Here is a 16,975-nt window from a genome sequence, read left to right on the forward strand (position 1 = left end):
GGAGTTTGGAGTTTGGAGTTTGGAGTTTGGAGTTTGGAGTTTGGAGTTTGGAGTTATGAATTTTTCACTCATAACTCCTCACTCCTAACTATTCACTTTTAACTTTTGTTTATTCTGCGGCAGTAGAAGTCAAGGACATTGTTTCCCACAACACCATGTGAGGTGTTGTTAATACAGGCTGGTGTAGAGCAATTAGCTGGGCTAGGGTGTTCTTTAATTGGGTACGGGGTACGATATCATCAACAAAACCATGCTGGAGCAAATCTTCAGCAGTTTGGAAATTTTCGGGTAGTTTTTCCCGCAGGGTTTGCTCAATCACTCGCCGACCAGCAAAACCAATGGTTGCCTTGGGTTCTGCCAAAATGATATCGCCCAACATTGCAAAACTAGCGGTAACGCCGCCCGTTGTCGGATTGGTCAATACTGGAATATATAATAATCGGGCGTCTTTATGGCGCTGTAAGGCTGCGGAGATTTTTGCCATCTGCATCAAAGAAAGCATACCTTCTTGCATCCTGGCGCCACCGGAGGTGCAGATGATAACTACAGGATAGCGTCGTTGAGTGGCTTGCTCAATCATCCGGGTGAGTCTTTCTCCCACGACCGAACCCATACTACCACCCATGAAGCGGAAGTCCATAACCCCAAGGGCAATGGGTAAACCATTGATTTGACCTAAACCAGTTCTAACCGCGTCTATTAAGCCAATTTTATCTTGTGTTTCCCGGAGGCGATCGCTGTAGGGTTTGCGATCGCGAAATTCTAGCGGGTCGGTTGGACGCAAATGCTCATCCAGAGGTTTCCAGGTATTGTGATCTATCAATTGACGGATGCGCTCATCACTGTCTACCCGATTGTGATGACTACATTCGACACAAACCATCTGATTGGCTTTCAGGTCTTTTGTATATGCCAACACGCCACACTTGGAACATTTATGCCACAAACCATCAGCAATTTCACGTTCTTGGCGTTCGAGGCTGGTAGATCCTGACTTCCTTCGATTTGCAAACCAATCAAATAGAGACTTTAAACCACGTGATTCTTCGTTGTTAGCCATTTTTTATTTTATTTTAAGTGGGTATGAGGTCAAAAACATATCAAACCGTATTGGGTTGTCCTTAGTCATGAGTCATTTTTCTTTATTAAGACTAATGGCTACATCGTCAAACTAAGCTTTTAAGCAATTCAGACCTTAATTTTCATCTTTGGTTGCCAGCTTAACGAAAATACTTATACCAATACAAGTCTCTTGCTGTTTTTTTCAGCAGACTTAATTATATGGACGTAGTGACAAAGCCATGAGAATACCAACCTCCAAATAAGATGCTCTCCCCCTCCCACCCAAATCAATTATTCGTATTGCTAGGTTCTGAACAATCAGCATCTGTTGTACTAGTTGCGCTTGCCAACGGTTAATCGTCGTTAAGAGGGTAATACAAGTCACAAGCTGAATATTATCAAAATGTGAAAGGTAGATGGGGTAATGTTGGTTACAGTCACAAGTTATAAATATTTCTTATGAAAAGGGATTGGGCAAAACAGTGCTGAGTGCTGAGTTAGGAGTTAAGAGTTATTCTCCCCCTGCTCCCCTGCTCCCCTGCTCCCTCTTCCCTGCTCCAATTCAAGAGGCTGGAAAAAATAACCGCAGGTAGCTAGACAAAATGGCTTCGCCGCTAAACAGGGTAATCACAGATCCTAAAGCCAGAAAAGGGCCAAAAGGTATCTTTTGTCCCAATTTTTGTCGCGATCGCTGCATAATCAAAACACCGATGCCAATTAATGCTCCCAACGCACAGGCAATAAAACTAGCCAAGAGCAAATATTTCCAGCCTAACCAGGCTCCCATCATCGCTGCTAACTTGGCATCACCTTCACCCATTGCAGTTTTCCTAAAGGCAATTGAACTCAATAGGGCGATCGCCTCAAACAGCCATAAGCCTAATACTGCACCAACTATAGCCATTATCAGCTGATTTACCAATGCCACAAAACTACCCTCTGGTAGAAAAGCAACTACCATTTGAAACAAAATTCCCACCACTAAACCCGACTGAGTAAGTGGATTGGGTAGGGTCATTGTATCTAAGTCGATGAGTGATAGCGCCAATAACCAACTGCAAAAAGCCCAATAGCCTATTGTTAAAGTCGAAACTTGAAATACCAAAAAAATTAGTAAAAAAATTATGCCCGTTACCCCTTCTACCACGGGATAACGGACAGAAATTTTGCTTTTGCAATATCGACACCGCCCTCTTAAGGAAATCCAGCCGAACACTGGTATATTGTCGTAAGCTTTTAGCTGGTTTAAGCATTTAGGACAACGAGAAGGCGGCCAAAGAATTGACAACCCAGCAGGTAGGCGATAAACAATAACATTGAGAAAACTACCAATAGATGCACCCAAAGCAAAGACCATTACACTCGCCGGGATGGCGAACAAAATGTCCATATAGTCCTTTGTCCTTTGTCCTTTGTCCTTTGTCCTTTGTCAATGACCAATGACCATTGTACAGACGCGATTAATCGCGTCTCTACTGACCAATGACCAATGACTAATACATGTGCGATTCAATTTGACTTAAGGGCACAAAACACTCTTGAGGTAAAAGAACTGGTTGGTTAGTAAAAATAACCTTACCTCGATGAGTCACACGATTAATTGCTACACCGGAAGGTTGCCCAGCTATTTCGGGATGAACTTCACAGTGAGTATAGTATATCTGCCCAGCGGCTCTGATTACGGCGGGATCAATCAGAGGCGATTGGTTTTTGGGGGCGGTAAAATTTGCTTGTCCTTGTCGTAATGCGTACACTATCGACTGTTATTTGATTGCTAGATTTCCCTTTAGTCTACCCGAAACTTATAGCAAAGATTGCCAAATTGCCCAAGCTGCTCTATAAAATTATTTTTGTTCCATAGCTTTGATGAGTGAGTCTCCTATAGCGCGGCAACCAAGGAGGTTTTTTCCTGGAGAAATTATATCCCCGGTGCGATCGCCCTGCTCTAAAACTTGCAATACGGCTTGTTCAATGCTATCTGCCGCTTCTGGTTGGTCTAAACCGTAGCGTAACATCATCGCCACACTCAAAACCTGTGCTAAAGGATTTGCCTTATCAAGTCCGGCAATATCTGGGGCGGAACCATGAACTGGTTCAAATACACCAGGCCCAGAAGCACCCAAACTAGCTGAGGGTAACATCCCAATACTACCTGTGAGCATGGCAGCAGCATCAGAGAGAATATCGCCAAACAAATTGCCTGTGACGATGGTATCGAACTGCTTGGGAGCGCGTACCAACTGCATAGCAGCATTATCTACATATAAATGAGAGAGTTCGATATCTGGATATTCTTGTGAAAGTTGGGTGATGCGATCGCGCCATAACTGAGATACTTCTAATACGTTTGCCTTATCTACCGAACAAAGTTTTCCACCGCGTTTTTTTGCCGCTTCAAAGGCCACCCGCCCAATACGTTCAATTTCCGATTCGGTGTAAACCATTGTATTTACACCGCGTTTCTCACCGGTTTCTGTAGCAAAAATTCCTTTAGGTTTACCGAAGTAAATCCCACCAGTGAGTTCGCGCACTACCATAATATCCACGCCTTCTACAATTTCGCGTTTCAAAGTCGAGGCGTCGATTAGCTGAGGCAAAATTTTCGCTGGGCGCAAATTGGCAAATAATCCCAAACCCGCACGTAGCCCTAACAAACCTGCTTCTGGACGTAAATTGGACGGTAAAGAATCCCACTTATAACCACCAATCGCAGCTAATAACACAGCATCACTATTACGGCAAGTCTCTAAAGTGGCAGATGGTAGAGGTTCACCTGTGGCATCAATTGCTGCACCACCGATGAGGGCTTCTTGGAATTCAAACTTCAGATCAAATTGCTTCCCTACGACTTTCAGCACATCTACCGCCACTGCCATAATTTCAGGGCCGATGCCATCGCCGGGGAGTAGAGTAATGCGGTAGTTCTGAGTCATAGCTGATTATTACTAGGTAAATGCTTGTAGATTAAATATCATACCCAGCAAAATGTACCGATGGAGTTTTTAATTTATTTGGGTGCGGCTCTAACGTAATCATTTGGTATTGGATGAAACCATTATTGGACTCCTATATCTTTAGTCGAGCGGATCGAAACGCTGCAAGATGAGAGCTATAAACACCACTGGCAAACCTATACCCATGCAAATGAGAGCTTGGGTAAATGTTAAAGGTGTGGTGTCAAACACTTGATTCATCATGCTCCACTGACTGAACAGACATTGTAAAATTACCACAGCCACAATTCCGATCGCAGGTGCATAAGCTACGGGTGTGCGTTTACCTTCGATTCTCACGACTAAAGATGGTAAAAACTGGGTAATGCTTAACAGGTAAAAGACTTCTGCTGCCACCAATCCATTAATCGCCATCGTGCGAGCTAAGGCTTCATTGCCTGTAGTTTGAAGTATCCATTGAAACACCCCAAAAATTACCACCCAATTGAAAACAGAAATCGCTAATATGCGCTTAAGTAAACTACCTGATAAAAGCTTTTCTCTGGGGTTGCGCGGTGGTTGCTGCATCACCTGTCCAGATTTTGGCTCAAAGGCGAGGGGAACAATCAACCCTACTGAACTGACCATATTCAACCAGAGAATTTGGATTGGTAAGATGGGAAGCACGGTGGCCAGGAGAATGGCAATCAAAATTGTCATAGATTCTCCCACGTTAATCGGTAGCAAGAAGGCGATCGCTTTTCGCAAGTTGCGGTAAACACCACGTCCTTCCTCCACAGCAGCTTCTATTGAGGCGAAATTATCGTCAGTTAGAAGCATATCCGCCGATTCTTTGGCAACCTCTGCTCCGGCTATGCCCATCGCTACACCAATATCCGCCTGTTTGAGAGCGGGAGCATCATTGACACCATCTCCAGTCATGGCAACAATTTCACCCTGAGACTGCAATGCTTTCACCAGATGCAATTTTTGTTCTGGAGCAACTCGTGCAAATACCATACCTTGTTCAGCCGCTTGGGCGAATTCATTTTCATCCATCTGAGCTAATTGCCGTCCGGTGAATACCTGTGCTTCAGTCGAGCAAATTCCCATTTGACGGGCGATCGCAGCTGCTGTGAGTGCATGATCCCCAGTGATCATCTTCACCTGAATCCCGGCAGATTGACAGGCTTTTACTGCGGCGATCGCTTCCTCACGAGGCGGATCAATTATGCCTTGAAGTCCTAAAAACACCAGTCCTCGATCGAGATCATTGCGATTTAAAGAGCGCTTAGTGGCAACTTCTTTGCTGGCAAAAGCTAGCACTCGTAACCCTTGATTTGCCATATCAGCAACTTCCTGTTCCACTGCGGCAGAATTGAGACGAGCAAGTTGTCCTTGAGCATCGAAAATGCGATCGCATCGTTGGAGAATTGCCTCTACAGAACCTTTGAGATAAATGACATTGAGCGATCGCTTTGCATCTAATTCATGCAAAGTCGCCATGTACTGAAATTGGGACTCAAAGGGAATGGTGTCTATTCTGGGTAATTCTTGTTCTAGATTCGCTTGTGTCAATTCCACTTTATTGGCAGCCGTAATCAATGCTCCCTCGGTTGGGGTTCCTACTAAGTTCCACTGTCCGTCTCGCCATTCGATGTGAGAATCATTGCAAAGCAATCCTGCTTCCAGGGATTCCCAAAGAGCAATATGTCCATCTGCATTGAAATCAACGGGCTGTTGATCCATTAGGATTTCACCATCTGGGGCATAACCAATACCGCTAATGGTGTAATGTTGCCCACCCGCATAAATCGCCTGAACCGTCATCTGATTCTCGGTCAATGTTCCAGTTTTGTCAGAGCAGATAACGGTGGTACTTCCCAAGGTTTCCACAGCAGGTAGCTTGCGAATAATCGCCTTACGTCGTGCCATCCGGGAAACTCCGATCGCCAACGTGACTGTAACAATCGCAGGTAATCCTTCTGGAATCGCGCTGACTACCAAAGCGACACTCGCTTTGAAAACATCAATCCAAGATTCGCCTTGTCCTAATCCGACTGCAAATGTCAGGGCAGCCAAACCTAAAATGACATACAACAAGCTTTTGCTAAACTTGTCAATATTTCGCGTTAGCGGTGTTTTCAAATTTGTGCTGCTTTCAATTAACTGCGAGATGCGACCGGTTTCGGTGGCATCTGCGATCGCTACTACAATCCCTTCTGCCTGTCCAAAAGTAACAAAACTTCCTGCATACACCATATTGCTGCGTTCCGCTAACGGTGTTTCCACAGCCAGCGATGCCCTTGCTTTCTCAACCGGAACGGATTCGCCTGTTAAAGCAGACTCGTCAACTTGCAACCCACGCACACTTAATAGGCGCAGATCGGCGGGCACTTTATCCCCAGATGCCAGCAGTACCAAATCACCAAGAACAAGTTCAGTCGAAGCCAAACGGGTTTTTTGACCATTGCGAATTACAGTTGCTTCGGTAGTGACGGCTTTAGATAGAGCAGCGATCGCACCTTCTGCTTTAGATTCTTGAATGTAGCCAATGATGACATTAATTAGGGTGACACCAAAAATTACTCCCGCATCTATCCAATCTCGCAGCAGCAGCGTCACCACTCCCGCCGTCAGCAAAATATATAGTAGTGGTTGATTAAATTGCTCTAAAAATCCTAGCCAAGGACTTTTTCCACTTTTACCAGTCAGTTGATTTGCACCCATCTGCTGGTGTCGTTTGGTAGCTTCTTTATGGCTCAAGCCTGCTTCGGGATGGCTACCTAACGTTTGTACAACCTTTTGTTCAGCCAGAGTATGCCATTCATAGTTGAGTAAATCTTGTGTTGTCTCAGAAAAAGTATTTGTAGCGATCGTATTTGCTGTCATCTCTGTCTCCAAAAACTAATTTGTAATTCGTAATTAAGATTCATCAGATTTATATGGATTTCTCTGTTTGAATCTGTACTTTTCTTTTTTCAAATTGGTGTGATTACGAGAATCTTTTGCTAAGTTCATAAATATGCCATTCCCGCACACCCCAATAACTGAGAATCGATTCTGCTTGCCAGATTTCATCTGTTGTTCCTTCTACCTTCACCAAAAATTTTTCTTGGCAGGTGGTTGGCTCACAGAGTCTAGGTTGCCTTTCGGGAGCAAACCAACCTTGAAATGCACCATAAACACTGCCAAAAATCGCACTCGCTCCACCCGCCAGCAGTGTACTCACCACAGATTCAACCGCTAATGCTGGCCCAAAACCAGGAATAATTAATACGCCAAGTCCGGCTGTTAGTGCCAGGAAGCCCCCGGCTGTTCCTCCTGTAATTGCGCCTGCTTTAGCACCTTCGATCGGAGTTATGGGATGTTTACCCGCATTAGCATCCTCATGCAACTTTTCGTCTTCAGAGTCTAAAGTGAACACAGAAATTTTCTGCATGGGAAAGTCAATCGCTCTGAGTTCATCAAGCACCTGTGTTGCAGTCTGACGGGTAGAAATGATACCGATTGCATTTTTAACTGGACTGAAATTCATCACAACATCTCCTATCAAAATCAGTAAGTTTAAAACGAAGCTTTATTAATCTCCAAATAGTAAAAACTATAGTTTTCTAGTGTGAGCATGAACCGTATTAGATAAAGAATTCGTTTTAAACCTCAGTTGGATTAGTTTCGTTTCTCTGCTTCTTTTCCAGGATTGCTGATGAATGTGAACGAAAAGTGAATAAATTGCTTATCCTACTTAATTTCACTTTTAAATCACATTTGTCCTTCAAGCTAAAAGACAACAAATGTGAATGAAGTAATTGATTATTGGATCTGGATATGAGCTTTAAGAAGATTTTGGTGGCAGTCGATGATTCACCTGCAACTGCAACAGTGTTTATAAAAGCGCTGGAGTTAGCCCAAAGAGATGCTGCTCAGTTAATGATTGGTTACAGCATTGAGCTGGCAGCTTCTAGTCAACTCACTGTGAACTTAGTAGACCTGAAAATAGAAACACAACAGGCACAAAGTTTACTCCAGTTGTACTATCAGAAAGCGAAAATACTAGGCATTATGGCAGAATCCAGTTATCAAACAGGAGATCCTGGGACTAATATCTGTGATTTAGCCCGGAGTTGGGGAGCAGATTTGATTGTGCTTGGTCGTAGAGGACTTAAAGGATTTGCCGAACTTTTAGCAGGAAGTGTGAGCAATCACGTCCTTCATCACGCTCCATGTTCCGTCCTGGTTGTTCAACGTCAGTAGTTCCTTCACAACTGTCTACCAACCGCCAGAATTTTGAAAAATTTTGCTGTTCAAATGTGAGTTTTGCACGAATGTATTCATTATGTCTGACAAGAAACAATCTAGTTTACTCGTAGTCCACCAAAGAAACTTTGTGGAGTTTATTTTATGGTAAAAAAATCAAGTTATTTTCGTCCCCTGCTCCCCCTGCTTTATCTGCCTGCCTTCACCCGTAATTTTTGGGTTGGTCGATTACTAGGACTAGAATACATGGGGTTGTTTTTAGCAGGAATAACTGTTTTAATGCTGGTTTTTTATCAACTCATACCCATGAAAATCTATACTGAAATCGAAATTCAGGCATCCGATAAGCAAGTATGGAACTTACTCACTGATTTTGCCAGTTTTCCACATTGGAATCTGTTTATTCGTCAAATTAGTGGTTCGCTGAGTGAAGGGGCACAGCTAACCGTTCATTTTCAGCCTCCGGGTACAGATATTATGATCTTTCGACCTACTGTGATTACGGTAGAACCTAATCGCAAATTGCGCTGGTTAGGGCACTTTTTGATACCAGGGTTATTTGACGGTGAACATAGCTTTATCATTGAACCGTTAGCAAGCGATGTCTACGACGGGCTACGCCTACGTGTCCGCTTCATTCAGCAAGCATCTTTCCAGGGCTTACTAGTACCTCTGCTGGCTCGTCGATTAAATATCGACGTTCGCCAAGGGTTTGAAGCCATGAACCAAACATTGAAAACCAAGGCAGAACGCATTCATCAAACTACAATTACTTCATTAAATGCACAAGTCTAGCCTGAATCCCAGATATGAATGATGAAGAATTTGACAAGGCATAGATTATAATTAATGCCTAAATAGTGTTAATCAGGGATTTGTTTATAAAATTGGGCGCAAATAAGATACAAAAATAAGCAAAGAAATTTCTAACTCGCTCCAAAGCCTTATTTATAAGGTTTTGCATCAGCCAGTGCTGTGTACCTTTCTTACATAAGAATGGTTTTTGTCACTTTGTAAACTGAAAATTTATTGTATAAAGAATAACTAGTTAAACAATCTATTAAAAGCTTAAAATAGCTGTATCAACTTCTGTATTAACAAATTATGGTTACAAATATATCGTTGATTCCAGGGAAAATATACAAAGTCACTACTACTGAAGGTGAACCATTAGGAGATTGGACATATAGTGAACATACTGGTGATGCCTGGATTTTCTATTTAGCATCTATACCTGGTACAGCAAAGATAATAGTAGAAAACACATCAATAGAAGGATTGAGATTTAGTTAATCATTACCATAGGTTTTTTAATCTATTTTACTAATTCGAGAATATGGTAATCTACTTCTCAACAAGGAGGGGTAGATGGCTATTTAATCAATTACTAACATAGTGTTCGAGTGATTACGCTTTTCTTTTCTTATTAAGGATTTCCAGTAATTGAGATGCACATTTTTTAGCATTTTCAGGTGTGCTACATTCACTTGCTAATATCCGTTCTAAAAAAGCTCCCTCGTGAGTGAGCATAGTTAAACGAGTATGGGCTTCCGCAGGCGTTTCTCGATGAACAGTATCACCATCAACTTCGATAATCATTATTAGTCCATCTTTAATAATTACAAAATCTGGTTCAATACGGCGATAATCTTTACCTCCTCGAATAAATACCGGAAGCGGTGCAAAGGAAACACCAAGAGCCTTAAACGCCTGATACAAATATATTTCGGGTTGAGACCGGAATAACAATCCATCACATGACTTATTTGCAATGTTGTCTGAACGTACACGACCTTGATTAGTGATACCTTGCCCCCCTATCCATGCTTTTGCTTTTTCTCTCCATTGAGAGTCACTTGATAGCGTTGGTGATATAACAACGTGTTTGATATACCAATTTGTCATATATGGTCTTAGCACATAGCATGTCTTGTCCAGAATTTCGTTCTCTAAGTTCTCTTGCTCATTAGCAATTTGGCTAACTAGATAATCAGGAATTATTAAGTAGAAATTATAAATTTCAGTTCCACCGTTCCAATTGTCATAATCTATTTGCACAATTTTGGCCGTCGCCTCTGCAAGTACCGCTACCTGTTTTGCAGAGCCAGCGTTTGCAAAAAGATTAGTTAAAGTCGCTAATAATGGTTCTAAATTATTCAAATCAAATTCCATTGTTATAAAAAGTAAGCAACTAAAGGACAAGAAATCAGCGTGCAAATTGGGAAGGTGTTCAATCGCAACTATTATTATGTTATTCCACAATTTCATAGCGCACTAACTTCCTAACATCCTCACGAGGTAGACCTAGTTCTTGGGCAATTGTCGCTTCTATTTGGCTGAATTCTATCGTTGGAAGTTCTAATTCCAATCGCTTCAGGATGGGGTCTGCTGTTTCCACTTCTACCTGGGTAATTCTTTTAGTTCGGTTGACGGCAGCGTTAATGAGCAACACATTGACTGATACCCGTGCTTCAAGTTGAGTATCTGACTGAAGTTTTTTCTTCGTGGAGTAGGGTCGGCTTAACTCTTGAGCAGCTAGGAAATTACAGCCAAGCCAAAACACAACCGCTACCAGTGGTAGAGGCAACCAAAACTCTAATCCCAGCCCTTGCAGCCAACGTTTACTAATACGCCACACACTACACCTACTTCTGATTTTGCTAGATCACACTTTATCTATATCCTAATGGGGTAGACAATCCTCTGAAATCTTACTGATGAAAGACGTTGAGATTGCTTCAATGGATTATTCTAAACAAGTACAAGTGTATAAAAGCGATGAAAATCTTACTGGTAGAGGACGATCCAAAGCAATTAATGCCGCTGCAAATGGTTCTCTCTCAGGCTGGACACAGCGTTGATGGTGTCAAGGATGGTGAAACGGCTCAATGGCTTTTGGCTGAAAAAGAATATGACCTGCTGATTTTGGATTGGATGTTACCTCGGATTAGTGGAGTGAGTTTGTGTCAACAGTATCGGGCGGCGGGAAAAACTGCTCCTGTATTAATGATCACGGCAAAAGATACCACACCCGATAAAGTCATAGGATTAGATGCCGGAGCAGATGATTACCTGGTCAAACCGATTGATATCGTGGAATTCATGGCGCGGGTGCGGGCATTAAGGAGGCGATCGCCCCTCTGGCAAGGAGACACCCTCTGGTTGGCAGACCTGCAACTTCATCTCGATACACTAATTTTGGAACGACAAGGAGCGATCGTATCCCTTTCCAGCCAAGAATTTCAGTTGCTAGAGTACTTCATGCGTCATCCTCAGCAAGTCTTGACTCGTAACCAAATTGAGCAAGCTGTATGGGAGTGGGGTAGTGAGCCAGAAAGCAATGCAATCACCGTTTTAGTTCGTAAACTTCGCCAACGTTTGCAAACATTAGCAGCAGCCGATTGGATTGAAACTGTTTACGGCATGGGCTATCGTCTCAACCCTCCAAAACCATCTTGAAATTTGATATGGCTGAGATTCAGAGTAGAGAATAGGAAGTAGTATAGTTCAATTACTCGAAAAGCATTGTAATTACGTTAGCGACGCGCAAAGCGAGTCTGCGTAGTCTTTCAGAGAAGCAAGCTACGCTTTTAGCGTCTTGTAGAGAGCGTCATTACGAATTACGAATTACGAATTAGCATGAGTTGTGTTTAACCGCAGTCGTCGTAACTTAGCTCGTTGGTTTACCCTTTCAATGGGGTGCATTCTGATTCTCTTTGCTGGAGTCATTTACAATCTTGAGGTAAAAGACAAGCTTAAAGCATTAGATCAACTGCTTTATAAAAGAGCAGAGCTAATGGCAGCCAGTTCGCAATATCGGCTGTATCAAGGACAAAAACAAGTCGATCTGAGCAATATACCGCTATTGGGTAGTGGTTCTCACCCCGCTGATATTGAACTGATCTATGTTCGCTGGTATGACCCAAATGGTAAACTCAAGCGGTTTTTTGGTACTCCACCTCCAGAGCAGTTACAAACATCATCTGGGTTTCTTACGATTAAGTCCGTTGACCAGTTTACAGGTAAGACGCTTTGGCTTCGTCAAGTCACGCTACCTGTTCAAGGAGGAAATTCGGTCATCGGTTATCTGCAAGTTGCTATCCCGCTGACAGAAACTCAAAACGAACTCAGAGAATTTCAGTTAATATTGACGCTGGCTGTGCCTGTAGCACTGGGGTTAATTGGACTTACAGGTTGGGTACTTGGTGGTATAGCTATGCAACCCGTTCAGCAAGCCTATAACCAGCTGCAACGCTTCACATCAGATGCTTCTCATGAATTGCGATCGCCCCTTTCTGCGATTTTGACTAATGCCCAAGTTGGGTTACTAATGGCAGCAGATCATCCCCAAATCCATCCCTCAATGGAGAACATCATCGATAGCGCCAAGTCGATGAGTACCTTGGTTAATAATTTACTGCTGTTGGCTCGACATCAGGGAAAATTAACTCCCGAATCTCTCAAAAAGGTTAATCTCAATAGCTTGCTAGAGAATTTAGCTATTTATTACAATACTCAAGCTGCAAAAGCGTCGATCAAGTTGATCAGCCATTTACCAGAACAACCCATTGAGTTGTCGGCTGACCCCGATTTGCTGCGGCTAGCTGTGGAAAACTTGCTCAACAACGCCTGCAATTACACTCTGTCTGGTGGAACTGTTTGGTTACGCTTAGAACCTCACCCAGATCGGGCAGTAATTCAGGTCATCGATACTGGAATTGGAATTCCAGAGGCAGATTTACCTTACATTTTTGATCGCTTTTACCGGATTGATACAGAACGTGCTAGAGAAAGCGGCGGATTTGGGTTGGGACTGGCGATCGTTCAACAAATTATCCAGGCTCACGGCGGTCACATTCATGTGATGAGCAATGAGGGTAAAGGCTCGACGTTCCAGATAAAATTACCGCTTATGAGCCATTCCTAAATCACCTTTAAGAAAACTAAGCAATAGCTTGCCCGATAGCAGGCATATTTATAATCGATTCAAAATCCATACAGCTTTTACCTGATTAACTGAGAAGACCTAAAGATTTCTAGCTTTAGTATTCCCCGTAGCAAAGCTTAACAATTGGTATTATTTAAAACTTTAGTGAAAATAGGGTAAATAATGCCCATGACTGAAAGCAGCTTTATATAAAGCCAGTTTCAATTTCCGAAACGGGCCTGACAAAAGCTGTAGAAAAAGGTTAGGTTAACTGTTAATCACAAGCCGCACTCCAGCAGCGATGGTAAAAGAATTAGCAATTTGCACCCGTGGACTAACTAAGCAATTTGACCGGCATCTTGCTGTCAATGATGTTGATTTAGAGATTCAGGCAGGGGAAGTATATGGACTGATTGGCCCGAATGGCGCGGGTAAAACAACTCTCATCCGCATGTTGGCAACTGCTGAGGAACCAACTACGGGTGAGATTTATATTAATGGCGATCGCTTAGTCCGTGACAAGAGTAATCCCAAACTTAAGCGTCGTCTAGGTTACTTACCCGATGACTACCCACTGTATGAGGATCTGACAGTCTGGGACTACTTAGATTATTTTGCGCGTCTGTATCGTTTACGAGAACCACGTCGCACTCAACGCCTGCATGAAGTTTTAGAACTCATCCAACTTGGTAATAAACGCAATAGTCAGATTTCTACTCTGTCGCGGGGGATGAAACAGCGCTTGAGTTTAGCGCGAACCATTATCCACGAACCAATTTTACTATTACTAGATGAGCCTGTTTCTGGGCTTGACCCCATCGCCAGGATGCACTTTCGGGAAATCATCAAGGCTTTGCAAGAAGCTGGGATGACTGTGATCATTTCTTCCCACGTTCTTAGTGATTTAGCGGAACTCTGTACATCCGTGGGAATTATGGAACTTGGCTTCTTGGTAGAAAGTACCTCATTACAACAACTTTATCAACGTCTTTCACACCAACAAATTGTGATATCAACTCTGGGGAACCTAGAGGCACTTTTAAGCGAATTAAAATATCATCATTTAGTAGAAGAGTGGGAGGTAATATCAGGAAAAAACAGCGTGCGGGTAAATTTTTCGGGCAAAGATGAAGATAGTGCTGAGTTATTGCGATCGCTCATCAAAGCAGGCATCCCTCTGACTGATTTTCACTGCACGCAAGAAGACTTAGAAAGTATTTTCCTAAAATTAGGTCACAAACAAGCATCTTGATACGTCAATAAATATCACTCCCCATTTTTGGAGAATTTTTTGCAATGATGCCCAATTTAATAGACAAAATCGGCGATTGGAATCCGCAACTATTGCGGGAACTCAAAGGACGACTGAAATTTTTTCATGTAGCGATCGCAGTTGCAACATCTCTACTGCTGCAACTAGTAGTTTTTTTATATCAGTTCCGTGATTTTCCTGATGAGAAATACTCATTAACTGGTACATACTGTCGTATACATGGAACTTACAATCAGCAATACAACCTACTTGGTCAGCAACAAAATCTATTGGGCCAACAATTAAATAGTTATCAGCAGCTTAAACCAGCTGATCCAACAATCCTCAATAGTCTGAAAACACAATACAAAGAAGCCACTACTGCATTTAATAAATTCCAGGAGCATTTATCAAATAATTCTTGTCCTCAAAATGAAATTGATTGGCAGTTGTGGTGGCGAGATCATTGGGAATATATGTTTCTCTCTTTTAGTGTAATTTTCATATTTACACTATTAGTTGCAGGAACTTATTTGCTAATCAACGATTTAGCCAAAGAAGAAACTCGTGGAACGCTGAATTTTATTCGTCTCAGTCCCCAATCAGAAACAAGTATATTGACTGGCAAGTTGCTAGGAGTTCCGAGTTTAATTTATCTTGTTATCTTAGTAGCAGTTCCTTTACATTTGTGGGCTGGACGTTCTGCCAAAATTGCCTTTAGTTACATTTTGAGTTATTACGCAATTCTTGCTGCAAGTTGTATTTTATTTTACAGTTCTGCACTGCTATTTGGCTTAGTTAGTCGTTGGTTTAGCGGTTTTCAGCCTTGGTTAGGTAGTGGTGCAGTTTTCCTTTTTTTGTTCACAACGGCGGGGCTGGCATCGTCTTATAACAACGGTTTAAAAAATTCAACTGCTTGGTTTAGACTTTTTAGTCCTTGGGATACAACAAATTATCTATTTCCTAACTTGTACCATATATCTGATGGTTCTCCCCTGAACAACTGGCAGTTTTTCTATTTACCATTAGGGACAAATGTTGTTAGTGTTGTTGGCTTCCATTTATTAAACTTGGGATTGTGCAGTTACGGTATTTTGCAAGCTATTAAACGTTGCTTCCGTAATCCTCAAGCCTCAATAATTAGCAAAAAGCAAAGTTATTTACTAGTAGCATTTTGCCAGGTGATGATCTGGGGATTTACCCTGCAAGTTGGTAAATATAATAATAGATGGGATGAACAAGTTGGGAACAACTACATTTTCCTAGCACTATACAATTTCGTGTTGATTTTAAGTTTAATTGCGGTTCTTTCCCCTCACCGTCAAGATGTACAAGATTGGGCAAGATATCGACATCAGGGAGTTTCTAGCCACAAGAGTGTTTGGCAGGATCTAATTTGGACTGAAAAAAGCCCTGCACTCGTGGCGATCGCTATTAATCTGGCAATTGTTACTATCCCCTGGTTAGTTGGGGTTTCACTTGCATTTGTTTTTGATACAAACAATGGTCAAGGTTGGCTGAGTAACAATCTGGACAAGTTTAAAGTACTTTTAACTATAGCTTTGTCTATTAGCTTAATGATGATTTACGCTACTATTGCCCAATTGATACTTTTGCTGAAAACTCCTAAGCGTTCTTTCTGGGCAATTGGGGCTTTAGGTGCTGCAATCTTCTTACCACCGACGATTCTAGAATTTCTCGGTATTTCGTCGTGGAAATATCCTACTGTATGGCTGTTTACAACTTTTCCTTGGACAGCTATAGAACACGCTGGGATAACAACAGTATTTATGGCACTCTTAGCTGATTTGAGTGTTCTAGCGTTGTTAAACTTCCAGCTAACAAGGCAGGTGAGGTTAGCAGGCGAATCTGCTACGAAAGCATTATTGGCAGGACGTTAGGTAAGTAGTTGAGACACGTAAGATCCCCGACTTCTCAAAGAAGTCGGGGATCTTGTTTTTCATGAATGGTTAAGACTGCTATGTTATATCATGTCTGCATAATTAGTTATGCTAACCACATTCATTACACCCCACCCCCAACCCCTCCCCGCTTGCGAGCTATCCATTAAGAGTATTCACTCACATTTTTTATAACCCTGATTCGTTCGTCGTTAATTCTCAATAAAAACCTACTTTTAGCGAGAATATTAAGAGGTAACTTGTCAAGTATGCCTCACACCGAGCGTGTTTAAGATGCCTACAAAACAAGCGTTTCAAGATTGTAAAGAAAGATGTGACTAATGGATAGCCGCTTGCGAGGAGGGGAGACAAAGCATAGCTTTGGCGGGGGTGGGGTTCTTCGGGTTTAATAAGCATTAAGCAGACATGATATTATCTATTATTTGCCTACATTATCTGTTAATTTTTCGATTGACACAAGTATCACAATAATCTGAAAATCATGTTAAATATCCCTACTCAAGACTTACGCTACATAGCTATTCAATTTCTAGAACAAAGTCGCCCACAGCGTCTACAAACTCTTAACGGGACTTAAACAAAAATTAAGCCCAAATGTAGCCCAAACTAGCTTTATAAGCGG

The 16,975-nt window shown here is 42.2% G+C and carries 15 protein-coding genes; 6 read left to right on the forward strand and 9 right to left on the reverse strand.

All coding sequences use genetic code 11. The features are described from left to right. Positions 1-109 precede the first annotated feature (109 nt). From accD to RMY63_RS38880, 7 genes are all read right to left on the reverse strand, one after another. Complete coding sequence (gene accD, locus RMY63_RS38850; RefSeq protein ID WP_322733772.1) at positions 110-1,060, reverse strand: acetyl-CoA carboxylase, carboxyltransferase subunit beta; 951 nt, start codon at positions 1,058-1,060, stop codon at positions 110-112. A gap of 213 nt (positions 1,061-1,273) precedes the next feature. After that, entirely contained in the window at positions 1,274-1,447 is a 174-nt protein-coding gene (locus RMY63_RS38855; RefSeq protein WP_190240728.1) for a hypothetical protein, read from the reverse strand. 177 nt (positions 1,448-1,624) lie between these two features. Beyond that, positions 1,625-2,452, reverse strand: a complete 828-nt coding sequence (locus RMY63_RS38860; protein WP_322733773.1) for a prepilin peptidase — start codon at positions 2,450-2,452, stop codon at positions 1,625-1,627. 103 nt (positions 2,453-2,555) lie between these two features. Continuing rightward, positions 2,556-2,816, reverse strand: coding sequence for a hypothetical protein (locus RMY63_RS38865; RefSeq protein WP_322733774.1), 261 nt, complete (start codon positions 2,814-2,816; stop codon positions 2,556-2,558). A 90-nt stretch (positions 2,817-2,906) separates the two neighbouring features. After that, complete coding sequence (gene leuB / locus RMY63_RS38870) at positions 2,907-3,995, reverse strand: 3-isopropylmalate dehydrogenase (protein ID WP_322733775.1); 1,089 nt, start codon at positions 3,993-3,995, stop codon at positions 2,907-2,909. Between the two features lie 141 nt (positions 3,996-4,136). Beyond that, entirely contained in the window at positions 4,137-6,887 is a 2,751-nt protein-coding gene (locus RMY63_RS38875) for an HAD-IC family P-type ATPase (RefSeq protein ID WP_322733776.1), read from the reverse strand. A gap of 103 nt (positions 6,888-6,990) precedes the next feature. Continuing rightward, complete coding sequence (locus tag RMY63_RS38880; RefSeq protein WP_322733777.1) at positions 6,991-7,533, reverse strand: hypothetical protein; 543 nt, start codon at positions 7,531-7,533, stop codon at positions 6,991-6,993. Between the two features lie 290 nt (positions 7,534-7,823). On the opposite strand from RMY63_RS38880, the gene RMY63_RS38885 reads away from it, so the two are divergent. After that, the gene (locus tag RMY63_RS38885) at positions 7,824-8,249 is read left to right on the forward strand and encodes a universal stress protein (RefSeq protein WP_322733778.1); all 426 of its coding nucleotides are present in this window, start codon (positions 7,824-7,826) and stop codon (positions 8,247-8,249) included. Between the two features lie 147 nt (positions 8,250-8,396). After that, on the forward strand, positions 8,397-9,047 hold the full coding sequence (locus RMY63_RS38890) for an SRPBCC domain-containing protein (RefSeq protein WP_322733779.1): 651 nt from the start codon (positions 8,397-8,399) through the stop codon (positions 9,045-9,047). A gap of 612 nt (positions 9,048-9,659) precedes the next feature. Here the strand turns inward: RMY63_RS38890 and RMY63_RS38895 are convergent. After that, positions 9,660-10,520: a hypothetical protein gene (locus RMY63_RS38895; protein WP_322733780.1), complete on the reverse strand. Its 861-nt coding sequence runs from the start codon at positions 10,518-10,520 to the stop codon at positions 9,660-9,662. Further along, on the reverse strand, positions 10,504-10,890 hold the full coding sequence (locus tag RMY63_RS38900; protein WP_104909998.1) for a hypothetical protein: 387 nt from the start codon (positions 10,888-10,890) through the stop codon (positions 10,504-10,506). The genes RMY63_RS38895 and RMY63_RS38900 overlap by 17 nt, the downstream gene beginning before the upstream one ends. Positions 10,891-11,030: 140 nt before the next feature. Here RMY63_RS38900 and rppA point away from each other — a divergent pair, with 140 nt between their 5' ends. From rppA to RMY63_RS38920, 4 genes are all read left to right on the forward strand, one after another. Further along, positions 11,031-11,711 (forward strand): two-component system response regulator RppA, encoded by a 681-nt coding sequence (gene rppA / locus RMY63_RS38905; RefSeq protein WP_322733781.1) that lies wholly within the window; start codon positions 11,031-11,033, stop codon positions 11,709-11,711. A 187-nt stretch (positions 11,712-11,898) separates the two neighbouring features. Further along, on the forward strand, positions 11,899-13,179 hold the full coding sequence (locus RMY63_RS38910; protein ID WP_322733782.1) for a HAMP domain-containing sensor histidine kinase: 1,281 nt from the start codon (positions 11,899-11,901) through the stop codon (positions 13,177-13,179). 301 nt (positions 13,180-13,480) lie between these two features. Then, positions 13,481-14,431 (forward strand): ABC transporter ATP-binding protein, encoded by a 951-nt coding sequence (locus RMY63_RS38915; protein ID WP_322733783.1) that lies wholly within the window; start codon positions 13,481-13,483, stop codon positions 14,429-14,431. 44 nt (positions 14,432-14,475) lie between these two features. Next, positions 14,476-16,332 (forward strand): ABC transporter permease subunit, encoded by a 1,857-nt coding sequence (locus RMY63_RS38920; protein WP_322733784.1) that lies wholly within the window; start codon positions 14,476-14,478, stop codon positions 16,330-16,332. The last annotated feature ends 643 nt before the right edge of the window (positions 16,333-16,975 follow it).

Source organism: Nostoc sp. ChiQUE01b (assembly GCF_034531255.1).
Classification (GTDB): domain Bacteria; phylum Cyanobacteriota; class Cyanobacteriia; order Cyanobacteriales; family Nostocaceae; genus Nostoc.